Below are 22,792 nucleotides of genomic sequence, written 5' to 3'. Positions count from 1 at the left end.
TAAAATATAGCTCTTGATTATCTCATCATTATTGTGTAAAGGTTTGTTTTTGCAAAATGGAAGATAATGCATTTTTATCAAGTTGGTGAAAAACAGGTAATAAAAAAGCGATTATTGCAACAAGAATAATCAATACTCCCGTGACACTAAATAAGAACGCTATTCCGAAATAATCTGCAAAATTCCCACCAAATAGAGCGCCTATTGGGATGCCGATTTGTGATAGTAATATACGAACAGCAAATACTCTACCACGTAAATGGCTTGGAACATATTTTTGGTACAACGTTGTATTATTAACTGAAAATATAATCGAACAAAAACCTACACAGAAGATACAAATCGATAGAATAGAAAAGGACTGGAATATTCCTAACAAACCAATAAAGACTCCTGCAATCATATACGAACTAAGCATGATTATACGGCGGTTGTCCGGTTCCTTCTTTAATCCTGTAATGAGAGAGGCTAATAACATCCCAAATGATAAAAATGAAGTAAATAAACCATACTGAAAAGAGGTACCCCCAATATCTTTAGTGATAAATGGCAAAAACATTGAACTTAGAGCTACAAAGCCCATATTGAATATCATTATTAACAATCCTAATCCTAAAAACACTTTGTTCATTCTATAAAAATGGATACCCTCTGCAAATTGTTTGTACCAATTTACTTTAACTGGCATAGCTTCTGCTTTCAAACTTGTTAACTGTAATAGTAATAAACCGGTTCCACCCATTATTCCAACTAATATATACAAAACTACCTGTGCACCAAAAAATTGTAATATCACTCCAGCAAGTGGAGGTCCCACCAGAATCATGGTTTGCATAGTACCCTCTAGTATGGCATTTGCATTATTCAAACGGTTTTTTGGCAAAATCTCAGCTATATAAATCATACTTGATGGTCTATATAATGGTTCAGCTACTCCAATAATAATCGCTGTAATATATAAATGCCATATATGTAGTGTTTCAAATGCAAACAACACTGTTGGAATAAGAAATGCAAATGCCCGTAACCATTCTGACAATACCATTACTTTCTTCCGGTCCCATCTGTCTAAATAGGGAGCTGTACATAATTGAATGAATATGCCGGTAAACAGCTCAACGGCTAAAATACTGCCTAACATAACTAATGATTCAGTTATTTCGTAAGCCATCCAACTCATGATAAACGTAGCAAATTGACCGCCCAAACCAGAAGCTGCTTGCCCCAGCCATATAAAGACAAATGAACGATTTCTAAATAAATCTGCCATATTTTTTATCCCCATCCATCATTTTCAACCCAACTTTAATTTTTCTAAACCTAAGTAGCTTGTTAAACCACTGTTAAATTTGTTTAGTGCTCCATTTCTCAAACTGTACCTTTCTCTGCCTTGGGAATAAACGTGTACACGGACTAATCCTGCTGATCGAAGAATAACCATATGATAATGAACTGTACTTTTGGCTAACCCTATAAATTGAACAACTTCTGTAAAACTTTTTTCTCCATTAGTTAAATATCGTAGGATTCTTAAACGATTTTCATCCATAAGAGCTCTTGCGATATTTAAAATCGACAATGAAGGTAATTCTGGGTTCATTTGTTCAATCTGTGTTGAATAATAAATAATGGTCAGACCATTAAAGTCACTAGTCAGATTGTATGGACTAATATGATATTGTGGGATCAAAATAACCCGTTTAACCTTATTTATAAATTCTAATCTTAAACCATTTGTTATTTCTTCAATATAATCAACAGGCTTGTAATCCTTCAACAACTCTTTATTTTTCTGAGCATTTTTAGTAAGAGTATTAATGATGGACCGATCTAAGTGTTGATAGTATTCTTCATACCATAAAGATAATAATTGAACCATATTTGAACGCCATTCATTTATATTACGCAAATCATTTGTATCTTCAGGAGCCCAAATAGATACTTGCTCATAAATCTCCCCAACTGAAACATCCCCAATCCACTCTAAAAAATCATGCACACTATCTTTTTTAGGACATGCTAATAAAAGCAAGTTAAGAATGCTCTCCTTTAATTCTGTATTTTCTATAAGTTCCAATGTGGTTTCACTCAGTTTACCTTTTACATTTCTCGCCCAGCTATTTCCTAATTGAATACCTTTATGTAGTGACTTCGTTTTAAAGGCTAATAGGCTAGTAATTAACTCGTTGCTTTCAGAAAATTCAATTTCCAACTTAATATCATTCATTTTGTTCGTCTCCTATCGAACTACTATTTTGTTCTATTATATTCGAACAAAACAAAAGAATCAACTGAACATAAAACGCAAAAAGCCCCAAAATACAAAGATGAATACATCTATGTATTTTGGGGCATATAATGCTTACAGACCATCCCCCAATTATCACTACTTAAAAACAATTACACTTCTTCTTAAAGAAACCTGCTCCGTTACTTCAATAAGAAAAAAGCGACCTTCTGCCTACGGTAAAGATAAATTCGGTAAGAAAAAAGAGGTGTTGCTTTTGAAAGATTTGGGAATGTCTATTTCTTATAGAGGATATTTTTAATAGACGAAGTACAAAAAAGCAAGAATATTGTCGAATAATATATTCGTTAAGTAAAAAGTCCGATCACACTTTATAAACAAGACATCGAGGTAATAAAGACCCCATAAAAGAAGTAAAAAATTAACTATCTTACAAACCAATACAATTTTTCTATCAACCTTCAACTTACACATATATATAGGTTATTGATAATCAAAATACTAAATTTTAAATTTTCGAGGTGCGAATATGTCATTTATTCTTAAAGGTAAACTGTTAGAGAAGAAAAAAAGGAAGGAAATTCTTGTTCGTAGATTGTATTTGCTGTTACAACAAAACAGAAAATTGAAGACTTATGGAGAAGAATCTTAGATTACAATTATCTTGGGCTACATATTCCTCATGTACAAACAAAGCAACGCATCGAATAAGCGTTGCTTTGTCAAATTCTTGTACCCGTTAGTTCAACAAGAAAAGCCACCTCAATGGTAGCTGTAACCTTGAATACACAAATTTACCTTAACAGCATTCCTTTATTTTGGGGACGTGGAGGTTGTGGAGGTTGTGGAAATTCTTCAGGTTTATCGCAACATCGTCCGAAACCGCCACACCGAAATGGACAACAACATCGAATTCCGAATCTAATAGGTATTTTATCTTGATGGCTATCTTGAAACATATGAATAGAATTATCTATTCGATACTCGTCCATTTCTAGCATTTGTAATTCATTTTGTAAGTTTTTCATATATATATACCACCCTTCCCAGTTTTCTAATTAAAGACATATCTATTTAGAGGAAATAAGGAACCATAAGTTATCGCTTGTCCTTTATTCAATAAATTATGTAAGTTTTAGAATATTGTTACGGAAGGAATTGCCTATTTTCTAAGATGGCATATGTAGTAAATAGCATCAAAAATATTTAAACCAAATTTACCTATACAAAATTCTTCGTGTAATTATTCCACTAAGGGTTATAAAATAGAAAGGAATAAAGGAAATAAATCTTATTGATGTTTTTGGCGAAGGGATTTTATTATTTCAAAATATTGTGTATCTCCTAGCCCATAATGTTTAAATTTTTTAAGTAATGCTAACATAAGTTCTTCTTCTGGAACATCTTTATGCTCGTGAATATATATCATAAGATCACTGTCTTTATTAAGGTAATTCAAATATAGCTCAACCCCCTTCTTTAAAGGATCTGGATAGATATTTTCAGGCATCTCTTTATCAATTAACACTTGTTTGTAAATAGCATAATAACCCTTCGCTTTTAAGGAAAAATGACTCATAGGTTCAAATTGATCACCGACTATATAAAGATCAATAGCATCTGTATGCTCTGCTTGGTCTAACCAAGCTAAAAGGGATAGTATATTGATTTGACAAAACATATCAGCATCAAACCATAAAGCTATATGAGTGAATTTTTTACTAAAGAGTGGCACCAATGATTTTAGTATGGTTTCACTATATTGCATTGGAGTTACGTGATGGACCTTAGCACGTATTTCAGTAAACTCATTTGAAAATAAATCATTATACGTTTTTCCATAACACATAGCCTCGTTAAATGGGACCATCAATTCTTGTTCAAGAAAATTTGTCCTTTTAAAAAAATTATACATAGCTTGCCCATTTAGAATATGTAAAGTTCTTTTTCGAATCATCGTTTACACCCCCTGCTTCATTTAATCTAGTTTACTAATTCCTATTATATTTTAAATTTCATACTGTTCCTGAAATAATTAAATATTGGAGTCAATCCTTATTATTCCTTTCCTTATACAAGAATATGGTTCAATTTTTGAACAAAGGTTTTACCTCCTTTTTCAACTATCCTCCCTCTATATAGAAAGGAAAATCTCACGATTTCTCTTGTTTTCTCTAAATTTCGTAGTAGTTTATTTTAGAATCCATTTGAGGATTGGAATTATAGTGTACTAAAGGGTAATTTTGGGGGCAAAGTGAAAAAGAAACTTATAGTTAACCAAACCAACCTAATCCAAAAGTTGGATAACTAGCTAAAGTATGGTTGCACTGGTGGATCTCCACATTTCTCATGGAGGTCAACCCTCCCATATCTCACAGAGTCTTTGCTCCAAAATTCCTTCGTCCAACCTTTCCATGAGGTGGATGTCAGTCATGCTGCCCGACAGGGTCCTTGCCCGTATTTTAGTTGATTTACTGACTAATCCGTGCTTCAAATGTCTAAAACAATAAAACTACTACCCAATGAATTTCACTAAAAGAAATTTAAGCAGCTAACTGTAATTCCGCCATATGAGGAATGTCCCTTAACATACGTTCTTCACTAAATTCACACTGCTTTTTACCGATGGTAAATAGAATTCGTATGAGTTTATTACATATTGCAATTAACGATTGCATTTTCTTCAATGGATTATCTGGGCGTTTTGTAAAATACTCGTGTAATGCTTTAAAAGCAGTATTTTTAGCGACTAAAGGCATTGCTACTCGAAAGAGGAGAGCTCTTAGGGTTTTCCTTCCTCTCTTTGTAATTTTGGTTTGTCCTTTGTGCTTACCAGATGTATTTTCCTTTAGGCTAAGCCCAGCTAATTTGATAATCTGCCTTGGGTGGGTGTAGTTACCTAGGTCTCCTACCTCCGAATAAAAGCCTGCTATCGTATCCTTGCCAATTCCCTTAATAGCCAACATTTGTTTCACACCTGGAATTTGTTCAAGAAGTCTGTCTATGTTAGCTTCCAGTTCTTCGAACTTTTCCTTAATAAGTTCATATTTGTCTATTAACGTGCTTAGCTCTAATTTAGCCATATCCGAACCTTCACGAATGCCGATAGAATTGGTGGCAACCTGCTTTAGTTCTTTTATTTTACTGAGTCCTACTGCACGTTTAACAGCTTTTCGAAGATGTACTAATATCTCTTGTTCTGAAAGGTTGACTAACTCGTGTGGCAATAAATTTAGTTTTAATAATTGGATTGCCGACTTACCTTCCCAATCTTTAAATACCAAAAGGAATTCTGGAAAGTAGCGGTCTATCCAATTATGGACTTGCCCCTGAACTGCTTGAAGGTCAACAGCTAAGAGATCACGTATTTTTCGAGCCACTCGGAGTTCTGCATAAACTCCTTGCGGAATGTTCGGTTCAGCATATCTCCCATCTTTGACCAACTGTGCAATAACTCTTGCATCTTTTACATCATTTTTAGTTGGAGAGTTATCATCTAACTCCTTACTTTTCTTTACATGCATAGGATTTACGACTACAAACTTGATATTTTGCTCCTTAAGGAAGTGTGCTAAATTAAGCCAATAATGACCTGTCGGCTCCATTCCTATGATCACTTTTTCCATTTTGTTTTGGATCATTAACGTTTTAATCCACTCTATTAAACAGTTAAAACTAGCATTTGTATTTTCAAAGTAAAGGGGTGCCGAAAGTTCTAACCCTCTAAAGTCTTGGGCTCTTGCCACATGCTTGTATTTAGCAATATCAACGCCTATAATTAACGTTTGTGAAGTAATTTGAGCAATCTTTTCATTTTGGTTATAATTCATTTAAATAGCCTCCTGGTATTTATGTTTGTGTCCTTTTTGCCTCCAAGCTTTGGACATTCATATTCTACCAAGGGGCTTTTTTATGTTCAAACCTCATATTTCTTCATTACAGGAATGCTGCCCGTTTCTTCAATAAGTAAAAGCATTACCGTTGTTCCAGTAATGCCCCCCTGTAATTTAACAAGCAACTTTTCTTCAATTGCGTTTAGCCAGTGTAGAAACGCAACTAGGCAAAGCTCTAAATTTTTCTATTAATGATATGGGTATGGGTACGGGTATGCGTATGGATAATAGTATGGGTATGGGTAGCCGCCAATGCCTGGACCACCTAAACCAAGTCCTGGATAATAACCAAGTCCAGAGCCTGGTCCACCTAAACCAAGTCCTGGAGCAAAACCAACGCCAGAGCCAGGTGCCCCTATACCTGGACCACCAAAACCAAGACCAGGACTAAAACCAGCACCAGAGCCTGGTCCGCCTAAACCAAGTCCTGGAGCAAAACCAACACCAGAACCAGGTGCACCTATACCCGGACCACCAAAACCATGACCTGGACCTGGACCATGACCAATCCTCTCATATGTTGGACTATAAGCATTATAATTAAGAATCACGTTCATCCTCCTCATTTAATTTACATTAGAGCATATGCATTTTGGAGATAAATTCCTGGGTATTCGTCCTGATTCTTAAAATATTATATGACAAATGCGGATAGGGTAATTATTTAAGCTAACCTGCCCCCTTCATGGAACAAGAAAAGAGTCGCCGTAACGACCCATTGATTAAACATAAGCTACAGTTATTTGAACAACTCCATGTTTTATTTATACTGTTGATAATTTACTCGGGATTAGAGATACCGTTCTTAATCAAAATAGTTGCCCCATCCTTCATATAAGCTTCTTTATTCATATTTGAATGTAGGAGGGCTACTAGGCATACATCCAATCCAGGCTTTGACCCTGATCATAAACTGGTTATATGTCTAATTTCAATAAGGAGTGAACCTCGAATTATGGTATATATAAGACAAAATCCAACCCATGCTCAGAATCCCTGGGGTCTTGAAAATTGTATCTTTCGTTTCACGTATTTGTGGCTTAGAAACGGAGACAAATTCTGGTTTTTTTTGACGACTGTCGGGCATCAAAGAGTTTATGGCTATAGGTTTTTCGGCGGAAGATGGAATCAATATTCTGTTGCTTTAAGAGATATTGTTAACTTCCATTGTTCTCCTCCAACTCCAACCCTATATTAAAACACTGTTCCTGACCTTCGTAATCGTATCGTTCAGTCTTACTTTAGAAGCGTCTGGGCATTCGCATAATCAGAGATCGTTTTATTGAATCTAATACTGGGACCACCAGATATTCGCCACCTGCGTGTTCGCTTCCATCATGAACAGAACGTTAATCATTTAGGTTAGAGTTCTTTATTCTGAAATTAGACTAAATTCCAAAACGAATATAATTTTAATCATTGAGTTGTCCAGTTTACTGCTGTGCTACCGTTAATCTGGATTGCACGACACTGTATATTCAGTTGCCCGACAAAGTTTGAAAATAACCCAAATAAAAATAACGGCAATTAACTTCGCGGAATATTTTGTAAAAATAGGAATTTAGACCCATCAATTTTAATTTGATTAATGGTACACTAGTTCTGATTAGTTCATATGTATCACATGTTACTGATGCGAACAGGCATGGTGGTAAGTAAAAGGAATGCACTTCCTTTTATTTCCCCCATGCCTTTTTATTTTTATGAAAAGGAGGAGAACGCGTTTCAACTGTTTTAATGACCTAATAGATAATTGTCTTATCATTATTGAAAAAGGAAAGAGAGAATTTGAATGGGGTGATTCTCTCCTTTCTAAGAAATCATTTAAGAGGAGGATATCATTTTGAAAAGTTTGTCACAAAGTTTATTTGGAAGGTCGATTAGTGTGCTGCTTACTATTCTATTAATTCTACCATCGTTTTTGACAGGACTTTCGCTGGAAGCTAAAGCGGGCACGGAACCAATCTACACGTCATCAGGATCTGAAACCGCAGCATTTGGTCCGGAAAAAGCGTTTGACGGACATTATAATCGGTTTACGAGTAAGGATTCCAGATGGGCTAGCACAGTAGGATTGGCCTCAAAGGAAAATCCTAAATGGCTTAAAGTGGAGTATCCCGAAGCAAAAACCATTCAAGGATTTAAAATTCATTGGGAACGAAAAAATGTAAATACATACTCCATCCAGGTGTCCAATGATGGGGTAAACTTTAAAAATGTGTATCATTCTACGGATAATAAAAATCAATGGATAGAAACCATTAAGCTGTCTAATGCCGAAACAGCTAAAATAGTTAGATTAGTCATCACGGATTTTGTATCGAATTCCCCGAATGTAGAAAAAGATGTGGATTGGGCAACTGTCTCCGTGTATGAGTTTGAGGTTTTAGAAAGCTTAGAGCCAGTTGTGGTTGAAACTGATAATGTGGCGGTTGGGAAAACTGCAACCGCTTCAAATACGGAAGCGGGAACTCGCTTTGTCGCTGGTAATACTGTAGATGGTGACTACAATACACGTTGGTCCACCGATAAAGCTAACAATGTTCCAAGAACATTAACTATTGACCTCAAAGCCCTGACGCAACTTCAGGCAGTCATCATTGATTGGGAGCGAACCAATATTATTGCCTTTAACCTGACATATTCAGAGGATGGAACGCAGTATTTCCCATTCTATCGACAGACACAAAAGTCCGATCTTCAACGTCAAACAATCAACATATCAAGTCCAGTAAATGCCAGATTTTTAAAACTAGAAATAACCCAATATGATGGCGGCACCATAAACTGGCCGAATATTGGCATCAATGAAGTGGAAGTGTACTCCACTTGGAATAACGAAGCACCATCAGAAATCACTTCACTTGAACAAATCACCTCCCTAACGGTAAATGAAGAAACAAGAACACTTAACATTCCAAAAGCAGCAAATGGAGAAATTGCGGTTGTGGGAAGCAACGCTTTACCTGTTATTGACTTGGAAGGAAACGTATTTACGCCATTAACAGATAAAAGTGTGAAAGTAACCCTGAAATTAACAAAGAAAGATACGAAAACCGAGTCAAAGGAATTTACTGTTTCTGTAGATGGAGCCTATAACGATGAAGGAAAAAATGAAAAGCCGATCGTCATCCCTGCCCTTCAAGAATGGTATGGTTTGGAGGGAACAAAATCAGTTGATGATTCAACTGCCTTAGTGGTACAGGAACCTGCTTTCCAAAAGGCAGCAGAAGTTTTTCAACAGGATTTAATCGACATAGAGGGACTTAAACTATCGATGGGAACAAAAGACACCAATGCGATTATTTTCAAAAAGGATACAGCCGGTGTATACGGTGAAGAAGGCTATGGAATTGAAATTCAGAATAACAATATTGTCGTGACGGCGGAGGAGTATACCGGGGCTTTCTATGCAACCAGGACCCTGCTCCAACTCTTGAAACAAAGCGATTCGAATGCGATCCCAAATGGATTAATTCGCGATTATCCGAAGTATAAAATCCGTGGGTTCATGTTGGATGTTGGTCGTAAATTTACAGATCTTGATTATCTCTATGAGTATGTCAAGAATATGAGCTACTACAAATTGAATGACTTCCAAGTTCATTTAAATGACAATGAATTAGAAATGCATTTATATAACTCAAATCGAAGATGCCATTGAAAATGCTCATGCCGGTTTCAGATTGGAGTCCAATATCGTTGGACAAAATGGTGTTCCGTTAACCTCACAAGATGGTTATTATACAAAGCAGGAATTTAATCAATTCATTTCCGATGCCGAGAATTATGGAGTGGATATTGTTCCCGAGTTTGATACACCGGGACACGCCTTGTCTATGGTAAAGGTAAGGCCCGATCTTTACTATAAAGGTCAAATTCTGAACGGCAAACCACCTGAAGAAGCGGCAGCCATGCTTGATTTATCCCATCCGGATACCTTGCCGTTTATTAAATCCATCTATAATGAGTACTTGGATGGTGAAAATCCAGTATTTAAAAACGTTCCTATCCATATTGGAAGTGATGAGTATTATGGAGGAGCAGAAGCCTATCGTGCCTATGTCGATAATATGTTGAAATTCGTTCGTGACGATAAACAGCGTACTGTACGCCTGTGGGGAAGCCTTTCGAATAAAAGCGGCGCTACACCGGTTACGTCTAAAGATGTACAATTGCAGGTTTGGAATACAGGCTGGGCTAATCCGGGGCAAATGCTGAATCAAGGATACGATATCATTAACATTGATGACGGCCAAGTTTATATGGTGCCAAGAGCAGGTTACTATAGGGATCGCTTGAATCCGCAAACCATTTACAATAGCTATCAGCCAAATAGGTTCTCCAATGGGACAGTTGTCAACGAATCGAACCCGCAATTCTTGGGCGGTATGTTCGCTTTATGGAATGACAAGGTTGGCAAACTTGAAAACGGAATTACTCCATATGATATGTTTGACCGCGTGTTTGAGGCAATACCGGCCATTGCACAAAAGAATTGGGGAAGCGATACGACAAATGTTACTTACGCAAACTTCAATGAGGCTGCAAAGAAGGCAGGGTATGCTCCGAATACGAATCCAAAATTTGATATCAAAACAGTTGATTCAACAGTTATCGATTATGATTTTACTAAAGGGAACAAGGACAATAGTAAAAATGGCTATGACATTGGAGAAAAAGATAATGCAAGTTTAATAGATGGACTGGGCCTACAATTACATGGCGGTAAGAGCTATGCGCAAACTGGTTTATCCAATCTGGGACCGAATGCTGTTATGAATGTCACTTTGACATTGAAGGATAATAACGGCACACAAATCCTAGCAGAAGAAAGCCATGCTGGACCGAATAAAACACATGCCACCATTTATGCCGTAAATAAAGATGGCTATGTAGGTTACGATTATGCAAACCGCTCCTATTCCTTCGATTACAAGTTAGTGAGTGGTAAAAGAACAACGCTCACATTTGTAACAGAATTGGAGAAAACAAGATTATTTGTGAATGGTGAGGAAATACCACTAACAACCGAAACAAGCATGCCTTTCAATACATTAGTATTACCGCTTGAACGAATTGGCAGTGCAACGGATTCGGTTCGTGGGATCATTTCTTCCATACATGTAGAAAAAGGAAAATTTGTGGACCCAACAAGAATCGACCCTAAAACAATGAAGATCACCGCCACAAGTGAAGAAACAGCCCAGGGGGACACGACTGCGGAAGGGCCGATTAAGCTTGCGTTTGATGGGAATGTAAACACTTTTTGGCACTCCAAGTGGAGCAAAAATCCGCCGCTTCCATATGAAGTAAACATGGAGCTTGCTGAAGAAACTGAACTTGGCAAATTTGTTTATACACCTAGACAAAGCGGTGACAACGGACGTATAGTAAAATATCGTTTACAGGTCAGTACGGATGGGGAAAGCTATGAAGATGCAGCTTCTGGAACTTGGAGCAACACCCCGGCCGTTCGAACCATTGATTTAAACGGAGTGAAAGCAAAATTTGTCCGATTTATTATTGAAGATGGCGTGAACGGATTTGCAAGCGCAGCTGAATTCTCATTGCATTCTAAGATACAAGCCCCTAGAGTGACGATAGACGGGTTAGATGAGGAACTAAAAATGGCCTTTTATCTAGGGCTAATCACAAACAAAGGCATTCTTAACAGCCTTCTTGCCAAGGTTGACCAGATTCAAAAAGCTTCTGGAGACGAAAAACAAATCCAAAACGGCGTGAAAGCCTTGGTAAACGAAATTCAGGCTCAATCTGGCAAGCATCTTGACAAAAACTACGCTGCCCAATTGCTCGAGATCATTGCTGAATTAAAGTAATGGTGGAGACCGTTTAAAGCACTGAACCAGAAAGATTTCCACCTTTATTTCTATTTAAAAATGCATCCAATACTTCTTGTTGGATGCATTTTTTTGGGGATATTTTTCTGAATTGCATCCTATCCACCTCATTGGATGCATTTCGTTTGGGATTTTTTTCTGTAATGCATCCTATACCCCTCATTGGATGCATTTTGTTTGGGATTTTTTCTCTGTTTTGCATCCTATACACCTCATTGGATCTATTTCGTTCAGGATTTTTTTCTGAGATGCATCCTATACCCCTCATTGGATGCATTTTGTTTGGGATATTTTTCTGAAATGCATCCTATCCATCTCATTGGATGCATTTCGTTTGGAACTTTTTTCTGAAATGCATCCTATCCACCTCATTGGATGCATTTCGTTCAGGATTTTTTTCTGTAATGCATCCTATACCCCTCATTGGATGCATTTTGTTTGAGATATTTTTCTGAAATGCATCCTATCCACCTCATTGGATGCATTTTGTTTGGGATATTTTTCTGAAATGCATCCTATCCATCTCATTGGATGCATTTCGTTTGGAACTTTTTTCTGAAATGCATCCTATCCACCTCATTGGATGCATTTCGTTCAGGATTTTTTTCTGTAATGCATCCCATACCCCTCATTGGATGCATTTTGTTTGAGATATTTTTCTGAAATGCATCCTATACACCTCATTGGATGCATTTTGTTTGGGATATTTTTCTGAAATGCATCCTATACACCCTATTGGATGCATTTCGTTCACGATTTTCCCCCCTGTATATTTTATTAGATTATTCTAATTGGACTCACGATAATTCATTTAATTAAGTTATACGTGTAACAAATTACACCCTCTGCTTGGATAAAACCTTCTTTAAGATACAAAGCCAATGCCCCTTCATTATCAGCATTCACACATAGTATCGTCCGGTCATATCCTTTATCTTTTGCCATTTGAAGTGCCGCCCGGAGAAGACACCTTCCCAATCCCTTTCCTTGATAATCAGGGTCAATAGCAACCGTCCCAATGTTCATAATTGGCTTTCCATCGTAAGCATCACTTGCCCCCTTAATCACACCTATTGGATGATTAAAGTGATAGAGGACGAGCATACCCCCATCAATATAATCTTTGTCCAAGACCATTTTAGATACCATATCTGGGGTAATCGGCGTTTCGTTTCCCTTTACGGTCGCAAAGCTTTTGTTTCGTACTGAACACCAAGAATCCTCATCAAGCCCTGACCTAAAAGGTCTGATCTGATACCCCTCCGGAAGCTGATAGAACGGTGTCATTTTTTCTTGCCTGACGAGCACGTACGTATAGCGCTCAATTTGAAACCCTAACTCTTCAACTCTACTAACCAGCTGGTTATTTGTGAAAGGTACAAACACAAATACATGATCAATACCTTCCAAATGCGGTTTGAGTGCATTCCAAAGAAGAAGGTATGTTTCCCGGCTATCAACTTCTGAATGGAAGATGCGAAAACGTCCCTTTCTCCCCCTTCGATGGTAATCATCAATAATCAAAGAGACAACGGCAAGGACTTCATTGGCTGGACTATACACTAGATAAGTAGGGTTTTCCGAACTGAACATAAAATGTTCCAAGTCCTGGTCATAAAGAAAAGAATCATCTACCTCATTTCGATGCTTTAAACAATAAGCAACAAAGTCATTAATATTTACCTCATCAAGGCTCTTAAGCTGCACAGCACTTACCTCCTTTTCAACAACAACAAATAATTCCAGGCTTTCTAGGGTTCGCCCATTGAATGGCAAAATTCGCTCATTAAACACTGAAATTCGCCCATTGAAACTGCAAATTCGCTCATTGAACATCATAATCCGCTCATAGACGGGCTAGGCCGTTAGATTAATATGATTGAAGCTATCAAAAATATAATCTTTAATGTCGTACTTGGCTAGCAATAGGAAAAATACAAAAACCAAGATATAATCATTTACAAACTACTATATGACTATTTGATAATTAAATCCGTTCCATACGAGTTGTCTATTGCACAAAGCCACTCGCCTTGTGGGCTTTTCTTAAATACGTATGTTGCTCGTCTATCCATTGAATAGTCACTGTCATTTTTATCGGCTTCGAGAAAGGTTTGGGATATAACTAAGGCAGTGTCGCCAGCTTCTAGTATAATCATTTCCCCTTGTGTTGGGGTAAGGCTGTTATTAAAATATTTTGCAATTTTTATAAATGCTGATTTAATTTCCTCTTTGCCTCGTGCAATCATACCTGGCTTTATAACCAAGATGGCATCATCAGTATAATAATTCATTAGCAAATCAAAATCTTCCTGTTTTATTGCGATATCACATTTCTTAATAACTTCCTTTAATTCGTGTTCCATCATATCCCTCCTAATCTCATTTAACACATATATTCTCCAATTATTACTATTATCCTTTTCAGCTAACCTTCCTGTTAGCACAAACGGAAAAATGACCGCCCCAGCAATCACTTCTATAACTCTTGCACCCTCTAGTTCAATAAGAAATCAGATATGTTTGGATTTTGAAAAAAACGACTGGATGACAGCATGAACTATAACTCTAGGTAACCAACCCAACCGAGCTTTTGCACAATTTGGCCGAACTGCGACAATATTATTTTTTCAGTATAATTCCATGCTTGTCCATATCACTCAAGTTCGAATTATCATAGGATGTACTAACCTTGGATAAAGGAGGTGATACTTTATGTCAGAAGGATATGGACATGGCTCATCGTTTGCTTTAATCGTTGTTCTTTTCATCCTGTTGATTATTGTTGGTACACAATTTATGAGAGGTTACTAAGCTTGTAATAGAATAAGCCGCCAATTCTAAAACTAGTAAGAAAACCTCCTTAAACTGAACGGTATTGAAGCGTGGCCACGCTTCTTTTTTTGTTGAGCCGCAAAAGTTATCAATTTTCAAACTAAATTATTCATTTTTTTCAGGGACTTTTTATAATCCCATTGAGAATAATTACATTAATTTAAAAAAAGGGGAGGTTTAAATGACAAACAGCAATGGCATCCGAAGCATGTTAGGTATAGATGTTTCTTAGGAAAAACGTTGATTTTATCCTTATTAGTGATGTTTGCCCCTTACATAACTTGTCCAGAATTTATATACATATTAGTAATAGCTTGAATAAATAGTTGCTTACTATTTGTTAAGACTGAGCAAGATGGGAGGATAAAAAGCTTGCCTTCAATTATAAAAATAGGAGTTATTTTTGTAAACTCTCCCCAACCCAGTGCAGCAATCAATGTTGGTGAAACGGTTATTAATGGAATGGACGCCAACAGGCAGTATAATCTAAGCATTGGTGGAAGTTATGGTATTAATAATGTCATTACAAATAACACAAATACTATCAATGGAAAAATCAATGGGCAGATCTTTGACCAAGACTTCAAACCATCCATTGGCGGCAGCGGAGTGGTTAAAAGGAGAAGATCTCCTGTATACCGTAATAAATAGGACTTTTCCCCTCTATAGCCGAGGGGTATTTATTTTATAAATTTCGTTGAATCCAACTTTGAAATTTTCTTAGAAAATCTATCTAGGGAAATAGCATGCTAATTTCGACAAAATCTGCATAAATGCCGTCTTTCCTTCCTTGTGAATGGATGATATTTTACTAGTTTCCTCTTATACAGAGGAATATAATGTTATTTTCTTCATCCAAAAGTAATGCTTAGGGATTTTTATCGATTTAACAATGTCGAAAAAAGAAGATGGTTCAACTAATAATTTGAAATATAATGAAAATTAGTAAATATAAAGGAGGCCAATTCATGATAATCAAGAAAGGTTTTTTGGCAGGTGCACTTAGCCTAACGTTATGTGCATCAACTGTTTTTGCAAGTGGTGCAGGGGTAGGACATGCCCAAGCAGTTGAAAAGAAATACATAGTAGTTTTTAAAGATGAAGCTAAACTACCAACTGGTTACGAGGATTTACTAAAAAAAGCTGGTGGACAAGTTCAACAAAGGTTGGAAAAACTCGGGGCTGTTGAGGTATCCTCAAGCAATCCTAATTTCCTAAAAGAAGTTAAAAATTCTTCCATTGTATCTGAAGCAAACGTAGAAAACAAAGTTTATGCTGAGGCACCATCTGTAGAAGCAACGTTCTCCTATGAGGAAGCTGCATCCGTTAAACCAGATTTATACGAACAGAATCAATGGGATATTAAACAAGTAACCAATAATGGAGAATCATGGACTCTTCCTGGTGGCACAGGTAAATCAGTTTCAGGGGAAGATATTGTTGTTGCCGTTATCGATACAGGGATTGATTATACCCATCCAGATTTAAAAGCGAATTATGCCTACGGGAAATCATTTGTTCCTGGCTATTCTGATCCAAAGGACGAAAATGGTCATGGAACACATGTAGCAGGTTCAATCGCAGCAAAAGGAAGAACGTTGGGAGTAGGTCCTGACCTTAAAGTTGCGTCATATCGTGTCTTTGGCCCTACAGGAGAGGCTTCCACTGCAAATATCGCTGAAGCATTAATGACAGCTGCTGACGATAATGTCGATGTGGTAAATATGTCATTAGGCGGCTACGATTGGTTCCAGGACCCAGAATATGCAACGAAAGACGTTGTAGCGGATGTACAAATGTTTAACCGTGCGATTAATTATGCCATCAAAAAAGGCGTTACTGTTGTAGGTTCTGCCGGGAATAATGGCGTTGATATTAGCAGCCCTGGTAAACTTTCTGGTGATGATAAAGGTGCTACACATCGAAGCCCAAGCAATCAGAACTTGATTAGAGTTTCTGCAGGCGGTCAATTGAAGAATCTAGCTTATTACTCAAACTATGGAGTAGGTAAAATTGATGTAATGGCTCCAGGTGGAGATTTAGGCCCTAACTATAATCCTGAAACAAAAGAGGGAAGAGATAATTCTTATTTATGCTTGGCTACAGTTCCAGGCGGTTGGGGTTATAAAGCAGGAACTTCCATGGCTGCTCCAAAAGTTGCAGCACTTGCCGGCGTCATTATTGCCCAACATGGGAAGGATCAATTGAACCCCGCCCAAGTAAAACACATTATTCTGAAATCTGCAGAAGATGTATTCAAACCAGGATCCGATGAAAAGTCCGGTAAGGGATTAATCAATGCCGTTAACGCATTGAAATACTAATGATAAATTAAGCTATCCCATATCATTTAATTGATATTAAAAAGGGCATGCCAACTGACATCAGTTTTGGCAAGCCCTTTTCTGATTTATATAGTCTTATTGATTGCATAAAATACAAATTCACCGAGTTTTGTAATAGTTAGGGATCTTTATCATTCTATTCTTAAAATCAATCTTCGGAGTTAATTCAGATGCGGTTTTTTTTAGTTCGATTACCCCTACATCGGTAATACTAAAACGAGCTATATATTCATCATTATTATTAATAATGACAAATTCATCTTTGTTTATAAATAAAGAAAAATCGAATTGCATGATGAGTTTCCAATTGTGAACTAAATTGTATTTTTCTAAAGGGATGATTTGTTCTTCCACCATTTTTTCTTCTTGTTTATGTTTATTATCATTCCCCGCCAATGACTTCTTCTCCTCTCTTTTCTACTCATTTAGATAAACTATGATTGGTCTTGTCTCCGAGTGTGGATGTTTGTCCCAAAAATACTTAAAAATTCGCGAAGCCCCTATGTTGGAACCTATTCCATATAATCTTCAACCAACTTATAGCATCTTTCTTCTGTAAGATTTGCTAGCACAGCGACATATTCTAAATGTTCCTGTGTACCGCCTTTATATTTTTGGGATGCCTCTAATGCTGTATTATCTCTATAGTTGATCCAATTCCGTTGTTCAATTTTCAATTGGTCCATCTCTTCTGTAGAAAGCTGCTCCTTTAGCACTCCATACACTTCATTCAACAATCCATCCCAAACATCAAATCGATCTCCTTCCACTTTTTTCGCAGCGAATGTTGATGAATCTGTTGGTTTCATTTCATCCATTTCTTTTTTTGTATCATTTAATTTCTTAAGGTACTCATCCTTCAGACTCACTGCAGCATTATGAGTCGACGAGTCTTCATCTTTTGCCGGTACATTGTTTGATGGATCCACTTTTTCGTTTGTGTCATTATTATTGGCGTCGGTATTGGCGGAGCTTTCTATCGAATCATCATTTGAAGAATCGTCCTTTGTTTTTTGAGATAAATGGTTATTTTGTGACTGTTTTTCCAACTTAGCACTTGACTCTTCAGATGATTTTCCACAAGCAGCTAACAAAATGACAAATACCACAGAAATCATTCCTGTTAAAATTTTCCTATTATTTTTCATACTATAGGCCTCCTTTTTATAATGAAAATCCCGTATGTAGTTTTGCAGAATTTCCCCATAATTCCTTCCTTAACTGGCAATATTATCATTATAACAAGTCACACCAATTTGCTGTTCTTGCCACTCTTTAAAATCTACTCCGTTTAAACTAAAAGGCCAACGGGCCCATCATAGCATCGAGATCATATAGGGAAAAATAATAAAAAAGGAAAAAAGCCTTGAGCAGCATCGTGTAAAAATCACTGTTCAAGACTTTTTTATTAGAAAGCATGAAAAGGAATTTTTTCTACTTAACAGCAGATGGATGCTCAGGTTCCTTTTCCATTACATGCTCAATATAATTTTTGCCCCATTCATACATAGCCTCTAAAATTGGCATAAGTTTTCTTCCATACTCAGTCAAGGAGTATTCCACTTTCGGTGGAACGACAGGGTAAACTTCTCGATGCACGATTAAATGATCTTCCAGTTCTCGTAATTGACTTACAAGCATTCTTTGCGTAATACCTGGCATAAGGGATTTTAATTCACCAAATCGTTTCGTTCCTTCCTTGCCTAGATGCCATAAAATTAACATTTTCCACTTACCGCCAATAACGGCAAGCGTTAATTCCTTTTCACAATTAAAAGTTTTCTCTCCTAAATTTGGCATTTACTTCACCTCTCCTTTATTTTACTCCTTAGTATACTTTTTAGCACTATATGCGATTAAAGTGCGTACTTTTAGTTTTATAACATACCTAGTATACTAGACAATGTGCTAGAGAGTAAATAGCTTTTCAAAAGGCTCGTGCCTTTAACACAATATAAAACATTCTATAAGGAGCGAATATATATGAAATTACAATTAGCATTAGATCTTGTCGATATTCCAGGAGCCATTGAAGTAGTGAAAGAGGTAGAAGAGTACATTGATGTAGTAGAAATTGGTACACCCGTGGTAATCAATGAAGGTCTCAAAGCAGTAAAAGAAGTAAAAGCTGCATTTCCTAACTTAACTGTATTAGCTGACTTGAAAATTATGGATGCCGCTGGATATGAAGTAAGCCAAGCATCTGCTGCAGGTGCTGACATTATTACGATTCTTGGAACAGCGGAAGATGAGTCGATTAAAGGCGCAGTGGAAGAAGCGAAAAAACAAGGAAAAGAAATCCTTGTGGATATGATTGCAGTGAAAGACATTGCAGCCCGTGCGAAAGAATTGGACGAACTTGGTGCCGATTATATCTGCGTCCACACAGGTTACGATCTGCAGGCCGTAGGAAAAAACTCCTTTGAAGATCTGCACACGATTAAGAGCGTTGTAAAAAATGCCAAAACGGCGATTGCCGGTGGAATCAAATTAGAAACACTTCCGGAAGTAATCAAAGAACACCCTGATCTCATCATTGTAGGCGGCGGTATCACAAGTAAAGAAGATAAACTAGCTACTGCACGTGAAATGCAGGAATTAATTAAACAAGGGTAATGTCCGATGGAGACTACACAGTATTTAGCCAAAGTTGTTGAAGAATTAAGTCAAACGGTACACTTAATCTCTGACTCAGAAGCAGAGAAATTAGTCAATCAGATTTTAGCATCCAAGAAAATCTTTGTGGCAGGTGCTGGCAGATCTGGATTTATGGGTAAATCTTTTGTGATGCGAATGATGCACATGGGGATTGATGCCTATGTAGTTGGTGAAACTGTAACAGCTAACTTAGAAAAGGGCGATCTATTAATCGTTGGTTCAGGTTCAGGAGAAACCAAAACGTTAGTTGCCATTGCTGAAAAAGCGAAAAGCTTAGGAGGTACAGTCGCAGCGATAACCATTTCACCTGAATCAACCATTGGAAAATTAGCCGATATGATTGTTAAATTACCGGGGGTAACGAAAGACCAGTCTAAAGGTGATTACAAGACTATTCAACCAATGGGATCTCTTTTTGAGCAAACGATGTTGTTATTTTACGATGCCATAATCCTACGCTTCATGGAAAAAAAAGGATTAGATTCCACTAAAATGTATGGTAAACATGCGAATCTCGAATAGAGTAGATATACAGAAAAGGCCACTAACTGGTTCAGTTATTGGGGAGAAAACATTTTATACCACCTATTTAGGGACACAATTCATATGAATGAGTGTCCCTTTTTTGCATTACAGCACGTTCTGTTAGCAGCAAGTTTCCAAGGGGCGATTGTCTATACATTGGCATTCTTAGTATGGGGAATTGGCAGTGGAATCATCTATCATAAAAATTTTTTTGTATAAATATTCTAAATTAAAAAAAAGCTTACTCAAATAGTAAGCTTAACCACTATAAACACTATCACATGTTCCAGCTTTTGGTTCATAAAAACAATGTTCTTTAAATTGACCAGAATGAGGTTGACCGTACCATGTTGGAGGACATGGAGCATGTGGATTAAAATACCATAGTGCAAATTTCGCTGGGTGATCTCTCCAATAATTCAAATTTTGTTTTGCTAATCTTTTTTCGGATGTTCTTGCTCTTTGATAAAAAACATTTCCTTTTTGAACTGCTTCAAAAGAATAATTTCCTCCTTGTACTTGAAATATTACATCATGAATAGTCTTTATATCTTTGAAGTCTAAACAGGTTGCTACACACCGATTCACTATTACATTTCCAACATATAACATTCCTTGTTTTCCTTCACCTTCGGCTTCTGCTCTCATCATCCTTGCCATTTCGTCTACTTCATAACTTCGATAATTTACTCTTGGCATATTATCACCCCAAAATATAGTTATGAAAAAAAGCCTACATTCATGTCATTGTTTATATAATAAGAATGCTTATAGCAAACAGTTTTTAAGTAAAATGAAAACTATTGCATTCTTTTTATATCCCTATTCAACTATGCTGCCCTTAGGTTGAATAAGAAAAAGCTTTACTCTTTATTTAAGTAACGCCCCCGTTAGCTTAAGTACACTCCTTCACAATCTTTTATTCAACAATGGTTTAGTTAAATGCATGATGTAATCAGGCTGAAGAATTTATTAATTTATATAAGATTGTAGCCCACCAGTCCATAACCCCCCACTTTCTTCCAAGACGAATAGCAAGTGTATTGTTTTCTGGACTAACGTATAGAACTTGACCTAATGCCCCTAAAGCAAAATAGTCATTATTCGTTTTGTTATTTAGATGTCCCCACCATAAATATTTATAATATGCTTTATTTTGGTTAAACCACATTTTTCCCCAAGGATGTTTTTGATAATATCGGAAATGGTCACTATTAGATGGCACATTATTTGGACTTACTGATTCTTTAATCCAATCTTGGCTAATAATCCGTTTCCCCTCCCATTCGCCATTTTTTAAGTATAAACTGCCGAACTTAGCTAGATCGATTGCGGTCATTACCAACCCGCTCTCAATCTTTTCAAATGAATACTTTTCACTATCTAATATCATAAAACCCGGAAATTCCATTCCTAACTGACTCCATATCTTCTCATAAAAAAAGTCTGTTACACTTTTACCCGTTGTCCTTTCAAGAATAAGCCCTAATATTAACAAATGATAATCATTATAATGAAAAAAGGTATCATTCGTATCTTCTACAACGGTCAGAGCCAATTCTCTTGCATTCGGATACAAATAAACTTTTGCCTCGTCTCTCCACGGAAAATGACCTTCCTTGAACTTTATTCCTGCGTCCATCTGAAGGAGATGCTTAATTCTGATATTTCTTAGTTTTATTTCGGGTATATAAGAAGAGACGAAATCATCTACACTTTTTATATAACCATCATCAATAGCAATTCCAACAAGAGCAGAAATAAATGATTTTGTAATGGAGAACAACTTTTGAGGAGTCTCTCTTTTATGTCCATTAAAATAATTTTCATAAAGAATAGTATCATTTTTAATAATAAGTAATGCAGTAGTACCTGTGTTTTCCATAAATTGTTTAAAGTCAGCAATTCTTTTTTTCCCTTTATGTAAGTATTCAAGAGTTGAAAATTCCAGTTTATTTGGAGATTCTTTAAAAGAATATGGATTATTATCTAATGGTAGTTTCTTGGCTGAAAAGAATTGATAATCATTGTATGCAACTGTAAACTTATTTCCTAACATATATGATAGATAAGTATGAATATAATTTTTTTTGTCCAATAGATATTTGTTATTTTTCATCCATTTTTCCTCCAAAAACAATATCAAGAATCGATGCTTCCTATATCAATTCTCTTTCGATTCTATTTATCCTTCTTCAACAAACCTGCCACTTAAGTTTATTAAGAAAATCCGCATTATGGTTCTATAAAGTACCTCCCTTTTAGTTCACATTTTATTCGTAAGGCGACACCAAATAATGTTATTGCGAATATAGATTTTAGTTTTTAAACAGACTATTTAAAAACTAAAGGAATGATAAAATGTTACAATTTTGCTTAAAAGTTTCCATGTTTTTAGTTTCTTGGCTATCCGTTGTTTTTTTTCCT

Annotated in this window: 22 protein-coding genes; 9 read left to right on the top strand and 13 right to left on the bottom strand. The window is 36.5% G+C overall.

What is annotated here, in order from left to right:
* Nucleotides 1–28 precede the first annotated feature (28 nt).
* A complete protein-coding gene (locus ACO1D1_RS21145; RefSeq protein ID WP_423336993.1) occupies nucleotides 29–1,270 on the bottom strand; it encodes an MFS transporter in 1,242 nt (413 codons plus the stop codon).
* Nucleotides 1,271–1,294: 24 nt separating this feature from the next.
* Complete coding sequence (locus ACO1D1_RS21140; protein ID WP_423336992.1) at nucleotides 1,295–2,227, bottom strand: ArsR/SmtB family transcription factor; 933 nt, start codon at nucleotides 2,225–2,227, stop codon at nucleotides 1,295–1,297.
* A gap of 100 nt (nucleotides 2,228–2,327) precedes the next feature.
* Between ACO1D1_RS21140 and ACO1D1_RS21135 the strand changes: the two genes are divergently transcribed.
* Nucleotides 2,328–2,549, top strand: a complete 222-nt coding sequence (locus ACO1D1_RS21135; RefSeq protein ID WP_423336991.1) for a hypothetical protein — start codon at nucleotides 2,328–2,330, stop codon at nucleotides 2,547–2,549.
* A 990-nt stretch (nucleotides 2,550–3,539) separates the two neighbouring features.
* Here the strand turns inward: ACO1D1_RS21135 and ACO1D1_RS21130 are convergent.
* The 3 genes from ACO1D1_RS21130 to ACO1D1_RS21120 all read right to left on the bottom strand — a co-directional run bounded on the left by ACO1D1_RS21130 (nucleotide 3,540) and on the right by ACO1D1_RS21120 (nucleotide 6,692).
* Nucleotides 3,540–4,205 (bottom strand): hypothetical protein, encoded by a 666-nt coding sequence (locus ACO1D1_RS21130; RefSeq protein ID WP_423336990.1) that lies wholly within the window; start codon nucleotides 4,203–4,205, stop codon nucleotides 3,540–3,542.
* A gap of 586 nt (nucleotides 4,206–4,791) precedes the next feature.
* Nucleotides 4,792–6,078, bottom strand: a complete 1,287-nt coding sequence (locus ACO1D1_RS21125) for an IS110 family transposase (protein ID WP_423336989.1) — start codon at nucleotides 6,076–6,078, stop codon at nucleotides 4,792–4,794.
* Between the two features lie 251 nt (nucleotides 6,079–6,329).
* Entirely contained in the window at nucleotides 6,330–6,692 is a 363-nt protein-coding gene (locus ACO1D1_RS21120; RefSeq protein ID WP_423336988.1) for a hypothetical protein, read from the bottom strand.
* Nucleotides 6,693–7,984: 1,292 nt separating this feature from the next.
* On the opposite strand from ACO1D1_RS21120, the gene ACO1D1_RS21115 reads away from it, so the two are divergent.
* Nucleotides 7,985–9,805, top strand: coding sequence for a discoidin domain-containing protein (locus ACO1D1_RS21115; protein ID WP_423336987.1), 1,821 nt, complete (start codon nucleotides 7,985–7,987; stop codon nucleotides 9,803–9,805).
* Nucleotides 9,806–9,827: 22 nt separating this feature from the next.
* Nucleotides 9,828–11,981: a discoidin domain-containing protein gene (locus ACO1D1_RS21110; RefSeq protein ID WP_423336986.1), complete on the top strand. Its 2,154-nt coding sequence runs from the start codon at nucleotides 9,828–9,830 to the stop codon at nucleotides 11,979–11,981.
* Between the two features lie 13 nt (nucleotides 11,982–11,994).
* Here ACO1D1_RS21110 and ACO1D1_RS21105 read toward each other — a convergent pair whose 3' ends face one another.
* The 3 genes from ACO1D1_RS21105 to ACO1D1_RS21095 all read right to left on the bottom strand — a co-directional run bounded on the left by ACO1D1_RS21105 (nucleotide 11,995) and on the right by ACO1D1_RS21095 (nucleotide 14,368).
* On the bottom strand, nucleotides 11,995–12,204 hold the full coding sequence (locus ACO1D1_RS21105; protein WP_423336985.1) for a hypothetical protein: 210 nt from the start codon (nucleotides 12,202–12,204) through the stop codon (nucleotides 11,995–11,997).
* 605 nt (nucleotides 12,205–12,809) lie between these two features.
* Nucleotides 12,810–13,709, bottom strand: coding sequence for a GNAT family N-acetyltransferase (locus tag ACO1D1_RS21100; protein ID WP_423336984.1), 900 nt, complete (start codon nucleotides 13,707–13,709; stop codon nucleotides 12,810–12,812).
* 269 nt (nucleotides 13,710–13,978) lie between these two features.
* Nucleotides 13,979–14,368, bottom strand: coding sequence for a YybH family protein (locus tag ACO1D1_RS21095; RefSeq protein ID WP_423337007.1), 390 nt, complete (start codon nucleotides 14,366–14,368; stop codon nucleotides 13,979–13,981).
* Nucleotides 14,369–14,717: 349 nt separating this feature from the next.
* On the opposite strand from ACO1D1_RS21095, the gene ACO1D1_RS21090 reads away from it, so the two are divergent.
* From ACO1D1_RS21090 to ACO1D1_RS21080, 3 genes are all read left to right on the top strand, one after another.
* Nucleotides 14,718–14,816, top strand: coding sequence for a YjcZ family sporulation protein (locus ACO1D1_RS21090; protein WP_149872066.1), 99 nt, complete (start codon nucleotides 14,718–14,720; stop codon nucleotides 14,814–14,816).
* 393 nt (nucleotides 14,817–15,209) lie between these two features.
* Nucleotides 15,210–15,488 (top strand): hypothetical protein, encoded by a 279-nt coding sequence (locus ACO1D1_RS21085; RefSeq protein WP_423336983.1) that lies wholly within the window; start codon nucleotides 15,210–15,212, stop codon nucleotides 15,486–15,488.
* A gap of 317 nt (nucleotides 15,489–15,805) precedes the next feature.
* Nucleotides 15,806–17,161: a S8 family peptidase gene (locus tag ACO1D1_RS21080; RefSeq protein WP_423336982.1), complete on the top strand. Its 1,356-nt coding sequence runs from the start codon at nucleotides 15,806–15,808 to the stop codon at nucleotides 17,159–17,161.
* A gap of 120 nt (nucleotides 17,162–17,281) precedes the next feature.
* Here ACO1D1_RS21080 and ACO1D1_RS21075 read toward each other — a convergent pair whose 3' ends face one another.
* The 3 genes from ACO1D1_RS21075 to ACO1D1_RS21065 form a co-directional block, all read right to left on the bottom strand.
* On the bottom strand, nucleotides 17,282–17,578 hold the full coding sequence (locus ACO1D1_RS21075) for a hypothetical protein (protein WP_423336981.1): 297 nt from the start codon (nucleotides 17,576–17,578) through the stop codon (nucleotides 17,282–17,284).
* Between the two features lie 116 nt (nucleotides 17,579–17,694).
* Nucleotides 17,695–18,330: a lysozyme inhibitor LprI family protein gene (locus ACO1D1_RS21070; RefSeq protein ID WP_423336980.1), complete on the bottom strand. Its 636-nt coding sequence runs from the start codon at nucleotides 18,328–18,330 to the stop codon at nucleotides 17,695–17,697.
* Nucleotides 18,331–18,616: 286 nt separating this feature from the next.
* Nucleotides 18,617–18,982 (bottom strand): winged helix-turn-helix transcriptional regulator, encoded by a 366-nt coding sequence (locus ACO1D1_RS21065; protein WP_423336979.1) that lies wholly within the window; start codon nucleotides 18,980–18,982, stop codon nucleotides 18,617–18,619.
* A gap of 183 nt (nucleotides 18,983–19,165) precedes the next feature.
* Here ACO1D1_RS21065 and hxlA point away from each other — a divergent pair, with 183 nt between their 5' ends.
* From hxlA to ACO1D1_RS21050, 3 genes are all read left to right on the top strand, one after another.
* Nucleotides 19,166–19,798: a 3-hexulose-6-phosphate synthase gene (gene hxlA, locus ACO1D1_RS21060; RefSeq protein ID WP_149872072.1), complete on the top strand. Its 633-nt coding sequence runs from the start codon at nucleotides 19,166–19,168 to the stop codon at nucleotides 19,796–19,798.
* Between the two features lie 6 nt (nucleotides 19,799–19,804).
* Nucleotides 19,805–20,362: a 6-phospho-3-hexuloisomerase gene (gene hxlB / locus ACO1D1_RS21055; RefSeq protein ID WP_423336978.1), complete on the top strand. Its 558-nt coding sequence runs from the start codon at nucleotides 19,805–19,807 to the stop codon at nucleotides 20,360–20,362.
* An 84-nt stretch (nucleotides 20,363–20,446) separates the two neighbouring features.
* Nucleotides 20,447–20,584 (top strand): hypothetical protein, encoded by a 138-nt coding sequence (locus ACO1D1_RS21050; protein WP_423336977.1) that lies wholly within the window; start codon nucleotides 20,447–20,449, stop codon nucleotides 20,582–20,584.
* A 39-nt stretch (nucleotides 20,585–20,623) separates the two neighbouring features.
* On the opposite strand, the gene ACO1D1_RS21045 is transcribed toward ACO1D1_RS21050, so the two are convergent.
* Together ACO1D1_RS21045 and ACO1D1_RS21040 are read right to left on the bottom strand one after the other, a co-directional pair.
* Complete coding sequence (locus ACO1D1_RS21045; RefSeq protein WP_423336976.1) at nucleotides 20,624–21,064, bottom strand: cell wall hydrolase; 441 nt, start codon at nucleotides 21,062–21,064, stop codon at nucleotides 20,624–20,626.
* A 256-nt stretch (nucleotides 21,065–21,320) separates the two neighbouring features.
* Nucleotides 21,321–22,484 carry a serine hydrolase domain-containing protein gene (locus tag ACO1D1_RS21040; protein ID WP_423336975.1) on the bottom strand — a complete coding sequence of 388 codons (1,164 nt, stop codon included), beginning with the start codon at nucleotides 22,482–22,484 and terminating at the stop codon, nucleotides 21,321–21,323.
* Nucleotides 22,485–22,792 lie beyond the last annotated feature (308 nt).

It is taken from the genome of Neobacillus sp. 19, assembly GCF_049463095.1.
Taxonomy (GTDB): Bacteria; Bacillota; Bacilli; order Bacillales; family Cytobacillaceae; genus Neobacillus.
Note: the sequence above shows the minus strand (reverse complement) of the source record. Positions and strands in the feature narration are given on the sequence as shown.